Origin of the sequence: Streptomyces sp. Ag109_G2-15 (assembly GCF_900215565.1) — a bacterium.
GTDB classification, from domain to species: domain Bacteria; phylum Actinomycetota; class Actinomycetes; order Streptomycetales; family Streptomycetaceae; genus Streptomyces; species Streptomyces diastatochromogenes.
Genome location: NZ_OCNI01000001.1, coordinates 873,224 through 887,645, shown reverse-complemented (window position 1 = coordinate 887,645; position 14,422 = coordinate 873,224). Strand labels below are relative to the sequence as shown.

Annotated in this window: 16 protein-coding genes and 1 pseudogene; 13 read left to right on the top strand and 4 right to left on the bottom strand. The window is 72.4% G+C overall.

Annotated features, from left to right (window positions below; all coding sequences use genetic code 11):
- Positions 1-28: 28 nt before the first annotated feature.
- From CRP49_RS03600 to CRP49_RS03590, 3 genes are all read left to right on the top strand, one after another.
- Entirely contained in the window at positions 29-877 is an 849-nt protein-coding gene (locus tag CRP49_RS03600; RefSeq protein ID WP_097252117.1) for a GNAT family N-acetyltransferase, read from the top strand.
- 20 nt (positions 878-897) lie between these two features.
- Complete coding sequence (locus tag CRP49_RS03595; protein WP_097252116.1) at positions 898-1,428, top strand: GNAT family N-acetyltransferase; 531 nt, start codon at positions 898-900, stop codon at positions 1,426-1,428.
- 74 nt (positions 1,429-1,502) lie between these two features.
- Entirely contained in the window at positions 1,503-3,209 is a 1,707-nt protein-coding gene (locus CRP49_RS03590) for a proline--tRNA ligase (RefSeq protein ID WP_097252115.1), read from the top strand.
- A 95-nt stretch (positions 3,210-3,304) separates the two neighbouring features.
- Here CRP49_RS03590 and CRP49_RS03585 read toward each other — a convergent pair whose 3' ends face one another.
- Entirely contained in the window at positions 3,305-3,622 is a 318-nt protein-coding gene (locus tag CRP49_RS03585) for a hypothetical protein (RefSeq protein ID WP_257033306.1), read from the bottom strand.
- A gap of 21 nt (positions 3,623-3,643) precedes the next feature.
- On the opposite strand from CRP49_RS03585, the pseudogene CRP49_RS47670 reads away from it, so the two are divergent.
- The 5 genes and pseudogenes from CRP49_RS47670 to CRP49_RS49045 all read left to right on the top strand — a co-directional run.
- Positions 3,644-4,171, top strand: a pseudogene (locus CRP49_RS47670) (FAD:protein FMN transferase); the annotation flags it as partial.
- Between the two features lie 112 nt (positions 4,172-4,283).
- Positions 4,284-4,592: an FAD:protein FMN transferase gene (locus CRP49_RS47665; RefSeq protein ID WP_257033644.1), complete on the top strand. Its 309-nt coding sequence runs from the start codon at positions 4,284-4,286 to the stop codon at positions 4,590-4,592.
- Complete coding sequence (locus CRP49_RS03575) at positions 4,556-5,164, top strand: ferric reductase-like transmembrane domain-containing protein (protein ID WP_306459770.1); 609 nt, start codon at positions 4,556-4,558, stop codon at positions 5,162-5,164. Before CRP49_RS47665 ends, CRP49_RS03575 begins: the two co-directional genes overlap by 37 nt.
- Positions 5,161-6,375 (top strand): NADH-ubiquinone oxidoreductase-F iron-sulfur binding region domain-containing protein, encoded by a 1,215-nt coding sequence (locus CRP49_RS03570; protein ID WP_179851488.1) that lies wholly within the window; start codon positions 5,161-5,163, stop codon positions 6,373-6,375. Before CRP49_RS03575 ends, CRP49_RS03570 begins: the two co-directional genes overlap by 4 nt.
- Position 6,376: 1 nt before the next feature.
- Positions 6,377-6,526, top strand: coding sequence for a ferredoxin (locus CRP49_RS49045; RefSeq protein ID WP_107487105.1), 150 nt, complete (start codon positions 6,377-6,379; stop codon positions 6,524-6,526).
- Between the two features lie 7 nt (positions 6,527-6,533).
- Here the strand turns inward: CRP49_RS49045 and CRP49_RS03565 are convergent, their stop codons facing one another.
- From CRP49_RS03565 to CRP49_RS03555, 3 genes are read right to left on the bottom strand one after another with little or no spacing between them, the layout of a single operon-like run.
- Positions 6,534-7,442: an aminoglycoside phosphotransferase family protein gene (locus CRP49_RS03565; RefSeq protein WP_097252113.1), complete on the bottom strand. Its 909-nt coding sequence runs from the start codon at positions 7,440-7,442 to the stop codon at positions 6,534-6,536.
- 50 nt (positions 7,443-7,492) lie between these two features.
- Entirely contained in the window at positions 7,493-7,978 is a 486-nt protein-coding gene (locus CRP49_RS03560) for a ferritin-like domain-containing protein (RefSeq protein ID WP_097252112.1), read from the bottom strand.
- On the bottom strand, positions 7,975-8,493 hold the full coding sequence (locus CRP49_RS03555) for a hypothetical protein (protein WP_097252111.1): 519 nt from the start codon (positions 8,491-8,493) through the stop codon (positions 7,975-7,977). The genes CRP49_RS03560 and CRP49_RS03555 overlap by 4 nt, the downstream gene beginning before the upstream one ends.
- Positions 8,494-8,728: 235 nt before the next feature.
- Between CRP49_RS03555 and rimP the strand changes: the two genes are divergently transcribed.
- The 5 genes from rimP to CRP49_RS03530 all read left to right on the top strand — a co-directional run bounded on the left by rimP (position 8,729) and on the right by CRP49_RS03530 (position 14,391).
- The gene (gene rimP / locus CRP49_RS03550) at positions 8,729-9,238 is read left to right on the top strand and encodes a ribosome maturation factor RimP (protein ID WP_097252110.1); all 510 of its coding nucleotides are present in this window, start codon (positions 8,729-8,731) and stop codon (positions 9,236-9,238) included.
- A 2-nt stretch (positions 9,239-9,240) separates the two neighbouring features.
- Positions 9,241-10,239 carry a transcription termination factor NusA gene (nusA, locus tag CRP49_RS03545; RefSeq protein ID WP_094221066.1) on the top strand — a complete coding sequence of 333 codons (999 nt, stop codon included), beginning with the start codon at positions 9,241-9,243 and terminating at the stop codon, positions 10,237-10,239.
- Positions 10,240-10,340: 101 nt separating this feature from the next.
- Positions 10,341-10,622: a YlxR family protein gene (locus tag CRP49_RS03540; RefSeq protein ID WP_094221065.1), complete on the top strand. Its 282-nt coding sequence runs from the start codon at positions 10,341-10,343 to the stop codon at positions 10,620-10,622.
- A gap of 166 nt (positions 10,623-10,788) precedes the next feature.
- Positions 10,789-13,887 carry a translation initiation factor IF-2 gene (gene infB / locus CRP49_RS03535; RefSeq protein WP_097252109.1) on the top strand — a complete coding sequence of 1,033 codons (3,099 nt, stop codon included), beginning with the start codon at positions 10,789-10,791 and terminating at the stop codon, positions 13,885-13,887.
- Between the two features lie 210 nt (positions 13,888-14,097).
- Complete coding sequence (locus CRP49_RS03530) at positions 14,098-14,391, top strand: DUF503 domain-containing protein (RefSeq protein WP_097252108.1); 294 nt, start codon at positions 14,098-14,100, stop codon at positions 14,389-14,391.
- The last annotated feature ends 31 nt before the right edge of the window (positions 14,392-14,422 follow it).

Genomic DNA, 14,422 nt, shown 5'->3' with positions numbered 1-14,422 from the left:
AGCAGAACCCCAGGGTGAGGCCCCGCACGTGTTGACCCAGACCACCTCTCGGGTGCTCGAACCGAGTGACCTGGACGCCGCGCTCGCCGTCCTCGACCGCGAGCCGGTCGCGAACGCCTTCGTGACGTCCCGGGTGCAGATCGCCGGGCTCGACCCCTGGCGCCTCGGCGGCGAGATGTGGGGCTGGTACGAGGACGGCATGCTCACGTCGCTGTGCTACGCGGGCGCCAACCTGGTCCCGATCTGCGCCTCCCCGCGCGCCGTCCGCGCCTTCGCCGACCGCGCCCGCAGGGCCGGCCGCCGCTGCTCCTCCATCGTCGGGCCCGCCGAATCCACCGCCCAGCTGTGGCGCCTGCTCGAACCGCACTGGGGCCCGGCCCGCGAGGTCCGCGCCCACCAGCCCCTGATGGTCACCGACCGCATGCCCGCCCACATCGCCCCGGATCCCTACGTCCGCCGCATCCGCAAGGACGAGATGGAGACGATCATGCCGGCGTGCGTGGCGATGTTCACCGAGGAGGTCGGCGTCTCGCCCATGGCCGGCGACGGCGGCCTGCTCTACCAGGCCCGGGTCGCCGAACTGGTCGGCTCCGGCCGCTCCTTCGCCCGCCTCGACGAGCACGGCAAGGTCGTCTTCAAGGCGGAGATCGGCGCTGCGACGAACCAGGCCTGCCAGATCCAGGGCGTGTGGGTGGCACCGGAATACCGCGGCAGGGGCCTCGCGGCGCCCGGCATGGCAGCGGTCCTGCGCTACGCCCTGGCCGACGTGGCCCCGGTGGTCAGCCTCTACGTCAACGACTTCAACACGGCGGCGAGAAGGACGTACCGCAGGGTGGGCTTCCAAGAGGTCGGAGCCTTCATGAGCGTGCTCTTCTGACCCACCTGTACCCTCCCCGCATGGACCTCGTGATCGGCCCCCTGGACCTCGCAGCCCACGTGGACGAGGCCCTCGCCGTCCAAGCCGTGGCTTTCGGACTCGAACCGGACGAAGTCGCCGTACGCCGCCAGATCGTCCAGCGCCACATGCAGTACCCGGGTGCCCGAGCCCTCGGCGCGACCACCCGCGGACAGCTCGTCGGATTCGTCTACGGCATGCCCAACTCCCGCACCCACTGGTGGTCCACGGTCGTGGAGCCCTACCTCCGCGCCCAGCACAACGACTTCTGGCTGGACGACTCCTTCGTCATCACCGAGCTGCACGTCCACCCCGCCCACCAGAACCGCGGCATCGGCCGCCGTCTGATCACCACCATCACCGACGGCGCCGCCGAACCCCGCTCCATCCTCTCCGCGATCGACACCGACAGCCCGGCCCGCGGCCTCTACCACTCCCTCGGCTACGTCGACCTCGCCCGGCAGGTCCACTTCCCGAGCGCCCCGAAGCCGTACGCCGTGATGGGCGCCCCTCTGCCCCTGCGTCGGCGCTAACCGATTTCCACCGGAACAGCCAGCCCGGCTAACCTCCTATGCCAGAACCCTTACCCGGCAGGAGTACGAGAACCATGGCGAACGCACCGGTCCAGCGCATGTCCCAGTTGATGGCGAAGACGCTGCGCGACGACCCGGCGGACGCCGAGGTCCTCAGCCACAAGCTCCTCGTCCGCGCCGGCTACGTCCGTCGCACCGCCGCCGGCATCTGGTCCTGGCTGCCCCTCGGCAAGAAGGTCCTGGCCAACGTGGAGCGGGTCGTCCGCGAGGAGATGGACGCCATCGGCGCCCAGGAGGTGTCGCTCCCCGCCCTGCTGCCCCGCGAGCCCTACGAGGCGACCGGCCGCTGGGACGAGTACGGCCAGGAGCTGTTCCGGCTCAAGGACCGCAAGGGCGGTGACTACCTTCTCGGCCCGACCCACGAGGAGATCTTCACCCTCCTGGTCAAGGACCAGTGCACGTCCTACAAGGACCTGCCGGTGATCCTGTACCAGATCCAGACCAAGTTCCGTGACGAGGCCCGTCCCCGCGCCGGAATCCTGCGCGGCCGCGAGTTCCTGATGAAGGACTCGTACTCCTTCGACACGGAGGACGAGGGCCTCGCCCAGTCCTACGCCCTGCACCGCGAGGCCTACCGGCGCACCTTCGAGCGCCTCGGCCTCGACTACCGCATCGTCGCCGCCACCGCCGGCGCCATGGGCGGATCCAAGTCCGAGGAGTTCCTCGCCCCGGCCGAGGCCGGCGAGGACACCTTCGCCGACTGCCCGAACTGCGACTTCGCCGCGAACACCGAGGCGGTCTCCTACGAGCTCAAGCCGGTGGACGGCTCGGACGTCCCCGCGCTGGAGGAGATCCCCACCCCCGACACCCCGACCATCGAGACCCTGGCCGCCTCCCTCGGCGTCCCGGCCTCCGCCACGCTGAAGAACCTGCTGGTCAAGGTGGACGGCGAGATCGTCGCCGTCGGCGTGCCCGGCGACCGCGAGGTCGACCTGGGCAAGGTCGAGGAGCACTTTGCCCCGGCGGTCGTCGAGATGGTCACCGAGGCGGACTTCTCGGGCCGCCCGGACCTGGTGCGTGGCTACGTCGGCCCGCAGGGCCTGGGCGAGAAGGTGAAGTACATTGCCGACCCGCGCGTGGCCCCCGGCACCGCTTGGATCACCGGCGCCAACAAGGACAACACGCACGCCAAGAACGTCGTCGCCGGCCGTGACTTCGAGGTCGACGAGTACGTGGACGTCGTCGTGGTCGTGGAGGGCGACCCCTGCCCCAAGTGCGGCACCGGCCTGAAGCTGGACCGCGCCATCGAGATCGGCCACATCTTCCAGCTGGGCCGCAAGTACGCCGACGCCCTCAAGCTCGACGTCCTCGGCCAGAACGGCAAGCCGGTCCGCGTCACCATGGGCTCCTACGGCATCGGCGTCTCCCGCGCCGTCGCCGCGCTCGCCGAGCAGACCGCCGACGAGCACGGCCTGTGCTGGCCCAAGGAGGTCGCCCCGGCCGACGTGCACGTCGTCGCCGCCGGCAAGGCCCTGCAGACCGAGCTGGCGCTCGACGTCGCCGACAAGCTGGCCGCCGCGGGCGTCCGGGTCCTGGTGGACGACCGGGCCGGGGTATCCCCGGGCGTGAAGTTCACCGACGCCGAGCTGATCGGCGTACCGCAGATCCTGGTGGCCGGCCGCCGCTCCGGCGAGGGCGTGCTGGAGCTGAAGGACCGCAAGACCGGTGAGCGCGAGGAGCTGTCCGTCGAGGACGCGATCGCCCGCCTCACCGCGCAGTAAAGGAAACCCTCAGGGAGTTCTCCCGGGGCCTATAGGCACCGCACAGGGTTCTCTCAGGCCGTTCCCCGACCGTAGGACGTGACACAGCGTCACGATCACCACGGGAGGGGAACGGTCATGGAGACCAGGGAACGGGATGCCGCGGCAGCGGTCCGCAGAGGGGCCCGGCGGACGGCGACCGTCGCGGCGGCGGTCACGCTGTCGGCGGCCGCCGGAATGTTCGCCCTGATCGGCACGATGCACTCGGCCACCGACACGGCGGCCGGCACCAGCAGCAGCACCAGCGCCGGCACGAGCACGAGCACCGGTACGAGCGGCAGCGGGTCGAGCGGCACGGGGTCGAGCAGCAGCTCCGACGACTCCGCGAGCCTGCAGTCCTCGGACGGTCTCGCCTCCTCCTCCGGCGGATCCACCGACGCCACCTCGGGGGCGTCGTGAGAACCGCCGCCGCCGACTGGCGTGCCCTCGGCACCACCGTCCGCCTGGTCGTCACCGACCCGGCCCTGCTGGACTCCTGCAACCTGCTCCTGGCCCGCCACCTCGCCGAGGTCGACGCGGCGTGCAGCCGCTTCCGGGACGACTCCGAGCTGACCGCCCTCGACACCGCCGCCGGCCGCCCGACCCGGGTCAGCCCGCTGCTCGCCGAGGCCCTGGCCGTGGCCCTGCGCGCCGCCGAGGCCACGGACGGTGCCGTGGATCCCACGGTCGGCTCGGCACTGGACGCGATCGGCTACGACCGCGACTTCACCCTGGTCCGCGAGGACGACCGCCCGGTGGCGCTGCGCCTGCGCCGGGTCCCCGGCTGGCGCCGGGTACGCCTGGACCGCGCGACCGGCACCGTCACCGTCCCCGAGGGCGTCCACCTCGACCTGGGCGCCACGGCCAAGGCGTGGGCCGCCGACCGGGCCGCGGCCACCCTGGCCCGTGCGGCGGGCTGCGGGGTGCTGGTGAGCCTGGGCGGCGACACCGCCGTCGCGGGCGAGGCACCGGCCGACGGCTGGCAGATCCGCGTGCAGGACGTCATGGGACCGGTCGGCCCACCCCCCCGCGCGGGGCTCGTACGACACCGTCGCCCTGCGCCACGGCGGCCTCGCCACCTCCGGCACCGCCGCCCGCCGCTGGCGCCGCGGCGGCCACGACCTCCACCACATCGTCGACCCGCGCACCGGCCTGCCCGTCCGCACCCCCTGGCGCACGGTCTCCGTGTCAGCTGCGACCTGCGCGGACGCGAACGCGGCGAGCACGGCGGCGCTGGTGAAGGGGGAGGGGGCGCCGCGCTGGCTGACACGGCGCGGGCTGCCGGCCCGGCTGGTGCGGCAGGACGGGCTCATCCTCACGACACCGGGATGGCCGACGTCGGCTCGTGCGGAGGTCGCCGCATGACCTCCGAGACCCTCTGGTACGCCAACCGGGCCACGGGAGGCGTCTGTCTCGCCCTGTTCACCCTGGTCGTCCTGCTCGGCATCGCCGTCCGCCTGCGGATCAGGCTCCCCGGCCTGCCCCGCTTCGGCACCGTCTCGCTGCACCGCACGCTCTCGCTGTCCGCCACGGCCTTCCTGGCGCTGCACATCGGTGTCGCGGTGACAGACGGCTACGTGAACATCGGCGCCCTCGACGTCCTCGTCCCCTTCGTCTCCGACTACCAGCCCCTGTGGCTCGGCCTCGGCACGGTCGCCGTGGACCTGATGCTCGCGGTCCTGATCACCAGCCTGCTCCGCGAGCGCGTCGGACAGCGCACCTGGCGTGCCGTCCACTGGCTGGCGTACGCCTCCTGGCCCGTCGCCCTGGCCCACGGCCTCGGCACGGACACCGGCATCGACTGGATGACGTGGCTGACGGTCTGCTGCGCGGCCGCCGTTCTCGCAGCCCTCGGCATCCGCGTGGCGCACTCCGCCCGTGCGGCCCGCCGCACCCCCGCCGCCCTTCTCCGCACGGCCGAAGGAGCCCGCCCGTGACCGCGACCTTCCCCGACCTCCACATGTCCCCGCGGCTGCTCGCCCCCGGCGCCACCCCGGCCGACCACACCACCCACGTGCGGCGCTACGGCCCCCTCGCGTACGGCGACCCCGCCGGGCTGCTGCGCACGCTCGCCGAGTCCGGGCTCACCGGGCGCGGGGGAGCGGCGTTCCCGGCGTACCGCAAGTTCGTGGCGGTCGCCCACGCGGCCCGGCGCACCGGGCGGGCGCCCGTGGTCGTGGCCAACGGCGCGGAGAGCGAACCCGCGAGCCACAAGGACCGCACCCTGCTGAGACTGTCCCCCCACCTCGTCCTGGACGGGCTCCAGGTGGCAGCCTCGGCGCTCGGCGCGGAAGAGGCGTGTCTCGCGGTCGAGGACGGCGCCTCCTGGCTGGAGGCCGCGCTCGCCGAGCGCCACGACCCGCTGCCCGTGACCGTCGTACGCCTGCCCCGCCGGTTCCTCGCCGGACAGGCCTCGGCCCTCGCCCGGTACGTCTTCGGCGGCCCCGCCCTGCCCACGCACCCCGACCCGCCGGTCCGTGAGCGCGGAGTGCGCCGGGTGCCGACCCTGGTCCAGAACGTCGAGACCCTGGCCCACCTCGCGCTGATCGCCTGCTACGGCGCCGACTGGTTCCGCGCCGCCGGCACACCGGCCCAGCCGGGCAGCGCGCTGTGCACCCTGCACGTGCCCGGGCGTGAAGTCCGGGTGGTGGAGGCCCCGTTCGGAATGCCACTGGCCCGGCTGCTGCCCCTGAACGGCACGGCGGCCGCCCTCGTCGGCGGCTACCACGGCACCTGGATCCCGACCGCCCAGGCAGCCCAACTCCCCCTCGACGCCGGCACATTGGGTGCCGGAGTCCTGGCCGCCCTCCCCGCCGACCGCTGCGGCCTCACCGAGACCGCCCACGTCCTGCGCTACCTGGCCCTCCAGTCGGCCGGCCAGTGCGGCCCCTGCCTCAACGGCCTCCCGCGCATCGCCGCCGCCTTCCGTACCCTGGCCGAGCCCGGCCCCCAGGGCGCCACCCGCGACGACATCACCCGCTGGACGGCCCTGACGGAGGGCCGCGGCGCCTGCCACCACCCCGACGGCACGATCCGCCTGGTCCGCAGCGCACTGACCACGTTCGCGCCCGAACTCGACGCCCACGCACGGGGCTTGTGCACCGCGACCGACCGCACACCCTTGCTGCCCGTTCCCCAGGAGACCTGACATGGACCAGCGAATCGACATCGACCGGACAACCTGCGAGGGCCATGGCTTGTGCGCCGAACTGCTCCCCGAGCAGATCACGGGTGCGGGACTGTATCGATATGCGGCTCCGCCGCGTGGGCGCGACCAGCCACGAATCACCCGCAGCTGAACACGGCCTAAAGCCACCCCGCAAACTCCAGCAACAACTCCGCATCCTTCGGCCGCCCAACCCGAAGCGCCCGCACCCCCGACTCCACGGCCCGGAACAACGTCCACCCCCGCAGCCGCTCCTGATCCACATCCAGCGACTCAGCCAACCGCTTCACCCGCCGCCGCGTCGTGGCCGCCCCCGACGGCGAGGCAATGAGGTCCTCCACCCGATCCCGCACCAACCGCGCCAGATCAAAGGCACACTCACCAACGACCGGATCGGGCCCCACGGCCAGCCAAGGCATCCGCTCCCCGGCAAGTACCTTGCTCTGCCGAAAGGTCCCATGCAGCAGCCGATCCTCGGGCGGCGCCGCCGACAACTCCGCGCGTGCAGCCAACGCGGCGTCGACCAACTCCGCCACTTCGGCGAACGCGGACGCGGTCGCCCGCATCGCCTCCGCCTGCCGTCCCGTCCGCTCGGCCACCGTCTCGAACGCGTGGCCGCCCGGCGGCTCCACCCACAGCCGCCGCAGCGTCCCCGCCGCCTCCAGCAGCGCCTTCGCCTCCGGCAGCGACCGCACCGACACGTCCGGGTGCAGCCGCTCCAGCAGCAGCACCCCCTCGGCGGCGTCCTCGGCATCCGTCTCCAGGAGCTGTACGGCGCCCAGGCCGGCCCAGTGCGCCAGCGCCGCCCGCTCGCTCTCGGGGCGGGCCCGGGCCGGGGCCAGCTTCAGTACGGCCGGGCTGTCGTCCGCCCGCCGCACCAGCACCACCAGGCTGCTGCGCCCGCCGGGCACCTGGACCCGCTCCACGGTCAACTCGCGCCGGGCGACCGCCCGCTCGGCCGTCCCGGGCAGCCGCGCCAGCCAGTCGTCCCCGGCCGGCGCCGTCTCACCGAGCGCCCGCACCAGCCGCTGGGGCGGTTCGAAAGCCATGCGCGAGTTGTTCCCTTCCTCCTGGGCCTGCCGTACGGGCGGCTACACGATCACGTCGTCGGGGACGCCGAGGTACGGGGGCCGGCCGCACCTGCGTCCTCACCGGCCCGCTCGGCGAGCCCAGGGAAGGCTACGCTCTCCCCGCTCCAGCCCACCGCCCGCACCGCCGCCTCGCGCAGCGCCGCGGCCGCCGAGCCACGCCGCGCGCCGGTCGCCGCCCGCACCAGGTCCGAGTACACCCCGGCCACCCGCTCCTCCAACTGGGCGGCCAGCCGCACCGCTGCGGCCGCGTCCGGCACCTGGAACGGCAGCGCGTACGCGGCGCTCGCGGCGACCGGCACGCCGCCCAGGTCGCGTACCTCGCGCACCAGCGCGTCACGGCGGGCGCGATGCGCGTCGTACGCCGCCCGCGCCTCCGCCCGGCGCCGCTGGTCGATCCGCCCGCCGACGACGCCGTACCCGTACACCGCCGCGTGCTCCGCGCCCAGTGCCGCCTGCAGCGCGGTCAGCTCGGCCTTCTGGGTCTCGTCGCTCACTTGGCCCCCTCGGTCAGCAGGTACGCGTGGGCCGCCCCGGCCGCCGCCACCGACGCCATCAGCCGGGCCAGCTCGCCCGGCACGTCCAGCAGGGCCTTGGTCCGCCGGTCGGCGAGGCCGCGCTCGGCGGCGGCGAGATCGGCGAGGGCGTCCTTCTCGGCGGCCGGAACGGCCGGGGGAGTCGCCGTGGAGGCCGTGGGGGAGGGGGACTTGGTGGCCCTGGCCCCGGCGCCCCCGAACGCCTGCGCGTGCGCCGCCACCTCCGCGCGCAGCGGGCGCAGCCGCTCGGCCAGCGCCGGATGGGCGGCGAGCACGGCGTCGTAGCGCTCCAACAGCCCCGCGCTGTCCTTGGCCGCACGCGCGCGTGCCCGTTCGGTCGCCGAGGGGGTGTCGCCGTCGCCCCCGGAGTCCGGATCGGCCGAGCAGCCCACCAGCAGGGCGGCCGCGGCGGCCGACGCGAACAGGGATCTTCTGCGCGGCCCCGAGGGGGTGCGCGGCGGCGGGGGGTACGGCACTGCAGACGTCCTCGGGGAACTCGTACGAAAGGAAGAACTATGAAAGGAAGAACTACCAAAGGAAAAACAGCGACGGGCGGCACGCCCGTGATCACGGTACCCGCGCTCCCCGCGCACACCACTCACCGGCACCGCGCGTACACAGGTGGACGGCAACACTCCCCTCGACCGGATACCCTTTGACCAGACACGCGACCCATCCCACAACAGCACACGCGGCCGAGGAGTCACCCGGATGAGCACCACCCAGAGCGAGAGGCTGCGAGAGCTGCTGGAACCGCTCGTCACCTCCCAGGGGCTGGATCTCGAAGAGATTGCCGTGGACTCCGTCGGACGCAAGAGGGTGCTGCGCGTGACCGTCGACTCCGACACCGGAGCCGATCTGGACCAGATCGCCGATGTGAGCCGCGCGCTCTCGGCGAAGCTCGACGAGACCAACGCGATGGGCGACGACGCCTACGACCTGGAGGTCGGGACCCCCGGCGCCGAGCGCCTCCTCACCGAGCACCGCCACTATGTGCGTGCCGTGGACCGCCTCGTGAAGTTCCAGCTGGCCGAGGGCGGCGAGCTGGTCGCGCGGATCCTGACGGTCGACGACGAGGGCATCGACGTCGAGGTTCCCGGGGTGAAGGGCCGTAAGGCGACCGCCCGCCGGCTCGGCTTCCCGGAGATCGCCAAGGCGCGCGTTCAGGTCGAGTTCAACCGCAAGGACAAGAAGGACATGAAGGAAGAGGAGGAGGCGTAGCCGTGGACATCGACATGAGCGCCCTGCGGGGCTTGGTTCGGGAGAAGGAGATCTCCTTCGACCTGCTGGTCGAGGCGATCGAGTCGGCCCTCCTCATCGCGTACCACCGCACCGAGGGAAGCCGCCGGCACGCGCGCGTGGAGCTCAACCGGGAGACCGGGCATGTGACCGTGTGGGCGAAGGAGGATCCCGAGGACCTGGAGGAGGGGCAGGAGCCGCGCGAGTTCGACGACACCCCGTCGGGCTTCGGGCGGATCGCCGCCACCACCGCCAAGCAGGTGATCCTGCAGCGGCTGCGGGACGCCGAGGACGACGCCACGCTCGGCGAGTACGCGGGGCGCGAGGGCGACATCGTCACCGGAGTGGTCCAGCAGGGCCGCGACCCGAAGAACGTGCTCGTGGACATCGGCAAGCTGGAGGCCATCCTGCCGGTGCAGGAGCAGGTGCCCGGCGAGTCGTACCAGCACGGCATGCGGCTGCGCTCGTACGTCGTCCGGGTGGCCAAGGGTGTGCGCGGCCCGTCCGTGACCCTCTCCCGTACGCATCCCAATCTGGTGAAGAAACTCTTCGCCCTGGAGGTGCCGGAGATCGCCGACGGGTCGGTCGAGATCGCGGCCATCGCCCGTGAGGCCGGCCACCGCACCAAGATCGCCGTACGGTCCACCCGTTCGGGCCTGAACGCCAAGGGCGCCTGCATCGGCCCCATGGGCGGCCGGGTGCGCAACGTGATGGGCGAGCTGAACGGCGAGAAGATCGACATCGTCGACTGGTCGGACGACCCGGCCGAGATGGTGGCGAACGCGCTGTCACCCGCCCGGGTGAGCAAGGTGGAGGTCGTGGACCTCGCCTCCCGCTCCGCCCGGGTGACCGTGCCGGACTACCAGCTGTCGCTGGCGATCGGCAAGGAAGGGCAGAACGCCCGGCTCGCGGCCCGGCTCACCGGCTGGCGGATCGACATCCGTCCGGACACCGAGCAGGCCGGGGAGCCCGCCGGGGAATAGATCTCGGCCGTACGCCGCTGAGATCACGACAGCCTGCAGCAGGCAACTGTTCGACTTTTCCCCCGAAGGGGTGAGGTCGGTACGGGGAGGTAGACTTAGGAGTGTCTGGCCGGACGCGTGCCCGCGCATGCCCTGAACGCACCTGTGTGGGGTGCAGGCAGCGAGCGGCCAAGGACGATCTGCTGCGCATCGTGGCGGATCAGGAACAGTGCGTTCCCGATCCTCGCGGTACGCTGCCCGGCCGGGGTGCCTATGTACACCCCGACCTGGTCTGTCTCGACCAGGCGGTACGCCGCCGGGCGTTCCCACGGGCGCTGCGCGTCCCGGGGCCGCTCGACATAAAGGCGTTGCGCCGGTACGTCGAGCAGTCAGACAGTTGCTGAGCAGGCAACACAGTAAGAAAGCGAGCCGTACGGATCCTCCTGTACGGCCTGGTACACCTCGCGAGTCGAAAGCAGGTCGAGATTGCGATGAGCACTCGATGAGTACGCGATGAGTACGCCCATGAACTAGCGACGGTCCGGCTTCCCCGGACCTCAAAGGAGCGAAGTGGCTAAGGTCCGGGTATACGAACTCGCCAAGGAGTTCGGTGTTGAGAGCAAGGTCGTCATGGCCAAGCTCCAGGAACTCGGTGAATTCGTCCGTTCGGCGTCTTCGACGATCGAAGCGCCTGTCGTACGCAAGCTGACCGACGCCTTCCAGGGTGGCTCCGGCAAGTCCGCCGGCAAGCCCGCCCCGCGCAAGGCCACCCCCAAGCCCGCCGCGCCCTCTCCGGCGCAGGCGGCCCGTCCGGCTGCTCCGAGGCCGGCGGCCCCCAAGCCTCCGACGGCTCCGCAGCCCGCTGCTCCGGCGGCGGCCGCGACTCCGTCGGCCCCTCTGACCCCCTCGCCGGCCCCGGGCCCGCGTCCGGGTCCGAAGCCCGCGCCGCGTCCGGCTCCGGCCGCCCCGGAGTTCACCGCTCCGCCGGCCGCTCCGGCCGCACAGGCTCCGGCCGCGCAGGCCCCGCAGGCTCCGGCCGCGCAGGGTCCGCGTCCCGGCGGCGCCCGTCCGGGTGCGCCGCGTCCCGGTGGCCGTCCGTCGGCTCCCGGTCAGGGCCAGGCCCGTCCGGGTCAGGGTGCCCCGCGCCCCGGTGGCCAGGCTCCGCGTCCCGGTGCCCGTCCGGCCGGTCCGCGTCCGGGTAACAACCCCTTCACCTCCGGTGGCTCCACCGGCATGGCCCGTCCCCAGGCTCCGCGCCCGCAGGGCGGACCTCGTCCCGGCGGCCACGGTGGCCCCGGTGCCCCCGGCGCCGGTCCCCGTCCGCAGGGCCCCGGTGCCCAGGGCGGCGGTCCGCGTCCGCAGGCTCCGGGCGGTGCCCGTCCGTCGCCCGCCGGTATGCCCCGTCCGCAGGGTGGTCCGCGTCCCGGCCCGGCCGGTCCGCGCCCGAACCCCGGCATGATGCCGCAGCGTCCCGCTGCCGGCCCGCGTCCCGGTGGCGGTGGCCCCGGCGGCCGCGGTCCCGGTGGCGGCGGTCGTCCCGGTGGCGGCGGCGGTCGTCCGGGTGGCGGCGGCTTCGCCGGTCGTCCCGGTGGCGGCGGTGGCGGCTTCGCCGGTCGTCCCGGTGGTCCCGGTGGCGGTGGCGGCGGCTTCGCCGGTCGTCCCGGTGGTCCCGGCGCCGGTACCGGCGGCGGTGGCCGTCCCGGCTTCGGTGGTCGTCCCGGTGGTCCCGGTGGCCGCGGTGGCACGCAGGGCGCCTTCGGTCGTCCCGGTGGTCCCGCGCGTCGTGGTCGCAAGTCGAAGCGGCAGAGGCGCCAGGAGTACGAGGCCATGCAGGCCCCGAGCGTCGGCGGCGTGATGCTGCCGCGCGGCAACGGCGAGACCATCCGTCTCTCCCGCGGCGCGTCGCTCACCGACTTCGCGGAGAAGATCAACGCCAACCCGGCGTCCCTCGTCGCGGTCATGATGAACCTCGGCGAGATGGTCACGGCCACGCAGTCCGTCTCCGACGAGACGCTGCAGCTCCTCGCGGGCGAGATGAACTACGAGGTTCAGATCGTCAGCCCCGAGGAGGAGGACCGCGAGCTGCTCGAGTCCTTCGACATCGAGTTCGGCGAGGACGAGGGCGACGAGGAGGACCTGGTGGTCCGTCCGCCGGTCGTCACCGTCATGGGTCACGTCGACCACGGTAAGACCCGACTGCTCGACGCCATCCGCAAGACGAACGTCATCGCGGGCGAGGCCGGCGGCATCACCCAGCACATCGGTGCCTACCAGGTCTCGACCGAGGTCAACGACGAAGAGCGCAAGATCACCTTCATCGACACCCCGGGTCACGAGGCGTTCACCGCCATGCGTGCCCGTGGTGCGAAGTCGACCGACATCGCGATCCTGGTCGTCGCGGCCAACGACGGCGTCATGCCGCAGACGGTCGAGGCGCTCAACCACGCGAAGGCGGCCGACGTCCCGATCGTCGTCGCGGTCAACAAGATCGACGTCGAGGGCGCCGACCCGACCAAGGTGCGCGGTCAGCTGACCGAGTACGGCCTGGTGGCCGAGGAGTACGGCGGCGACACGATGTTCGTCGACATCTCCGCCAAGCAGGGTCTGCACATCGACTCGCTGCTGGAGGCCGTGGTCCTCACGGCCGACGCCTCGCTCGACCTGCGGGCCAACCCGGCCCAGGACGCGCAGGGCATCTCGATCGAGTCCCGTCTCGACCGCGGCCGTGGTGCCGTGGCGACGGTCCTCGTCCAGCGAGGCACGCTGCGGGTCGGCGACACGATGGTCGTGGGCGACGCCTACGGTCGCGTGCGCGCCATGCTCGACGACAACGGCAACAACGTCGCCGAGGCCGGCCCGTCGACGCCGGTCCAGGTCCTGGGCCTGACCAACGTCCCGGGTGCGGGCGACAACTTCCTGGTGGTGGACGAGGACCGTACGGCCCGTCAGATCGCCGAGAAGCGCGCCGCCCGTGAGCGCAACGCCGCGTTCGCCAAGCGCACGCGCCGCGTCTCCCTCGAGGACCTGGACAAGGTGCTCAAGGCCGGCGAGGTCCAGCAGCTCAACCTCATCATCAAGGGTGACGCTTCTGGTTCCGTCGAGGCGCTCGAGTCCTCCCTGCTCCAGCTGGACGTCGGCGAAGAGGTCGACATCCGCGTCCTGCACCGCGGCGTCGGTGCGGTCACGGAGTCGGACATCGACCTGGCGATGGGCTCCGACGCCATCGTGATCGGCTTCAACGTCCGTGCGGCCGGCCGCGCGGCGCAGATGGCCGAGCGCGAGGGTGTGGACGTCCGGTACTACTCGGTCATCTACCAGGCGATCGAGGAGATCGAGGCGGCCCTCAAGGGCATGCTCAAGCCGGAGTACGAAGAGGTCGAGCTCGGTACGGCGGAGATCCGCGAGGTCTTCAAGTCGTCCAAGCTGGGCAACATCGCCGGTGTCCTCATCCGGTCCGGCGAGGTCAAGCGCAACACCAAGGCGCGCCTGGTCCGCGATGGCAAGGTCATCGCGGAGAACCTCAACATCGAGGGTCTGCGTCGCTTCAAGGACGACGTCACCGAGATCCGCGAAGGCTACGAGGGTGGTATCAACCTCGGAAACTTCAACGACATCAAGGTCGACGACGTCATCGCGACGTACGAGATGCGGGAGAAGCCGCGGGCGTAACGCCTACGGTTCGCTGCTGGCCGACGGGACTCCGGTCCCGTCGGCCAGCACGCCGTTCCAGGGGCTCCGCCCCCAGACGGGAGCCGCAGCCCAGGGTGCGGTAAAACCCCGTCGAGCCTCCGGCAGGAACGGGGTACCGTTCTTGATGTCCCCGGCCCGCACGGACCCGGGGCCATCGATCCCGTACCGGCGGGTGAACCGGCTACACACATGTACGTGGGGACTCTGTCCTTCGACCTCCTCCTCGGCGACGTCCACTCGCTGAAGGAGAAGCGCTCCGTCGTCCGCCCGATCGTCGCCGAACTCCAGCGGAAGTACGCCGTGAGCGCGGCCGAGGTGGACCACATGGACCTCCACCGGCGAGCGATCATCGGCCTGGCCATGGTCTCCGGCGACGCGGCGCACCTCACCGACGTACTGGACCGGTGCGAACGGCTGGTCGCCGGCCGCCCCGAAGTGGAGCTGCTGTCCGTGCGACGGCGCATCCACGGCGACGACGACTGACCACAGAACGAGAAGAAGAAAGAACGGGAGA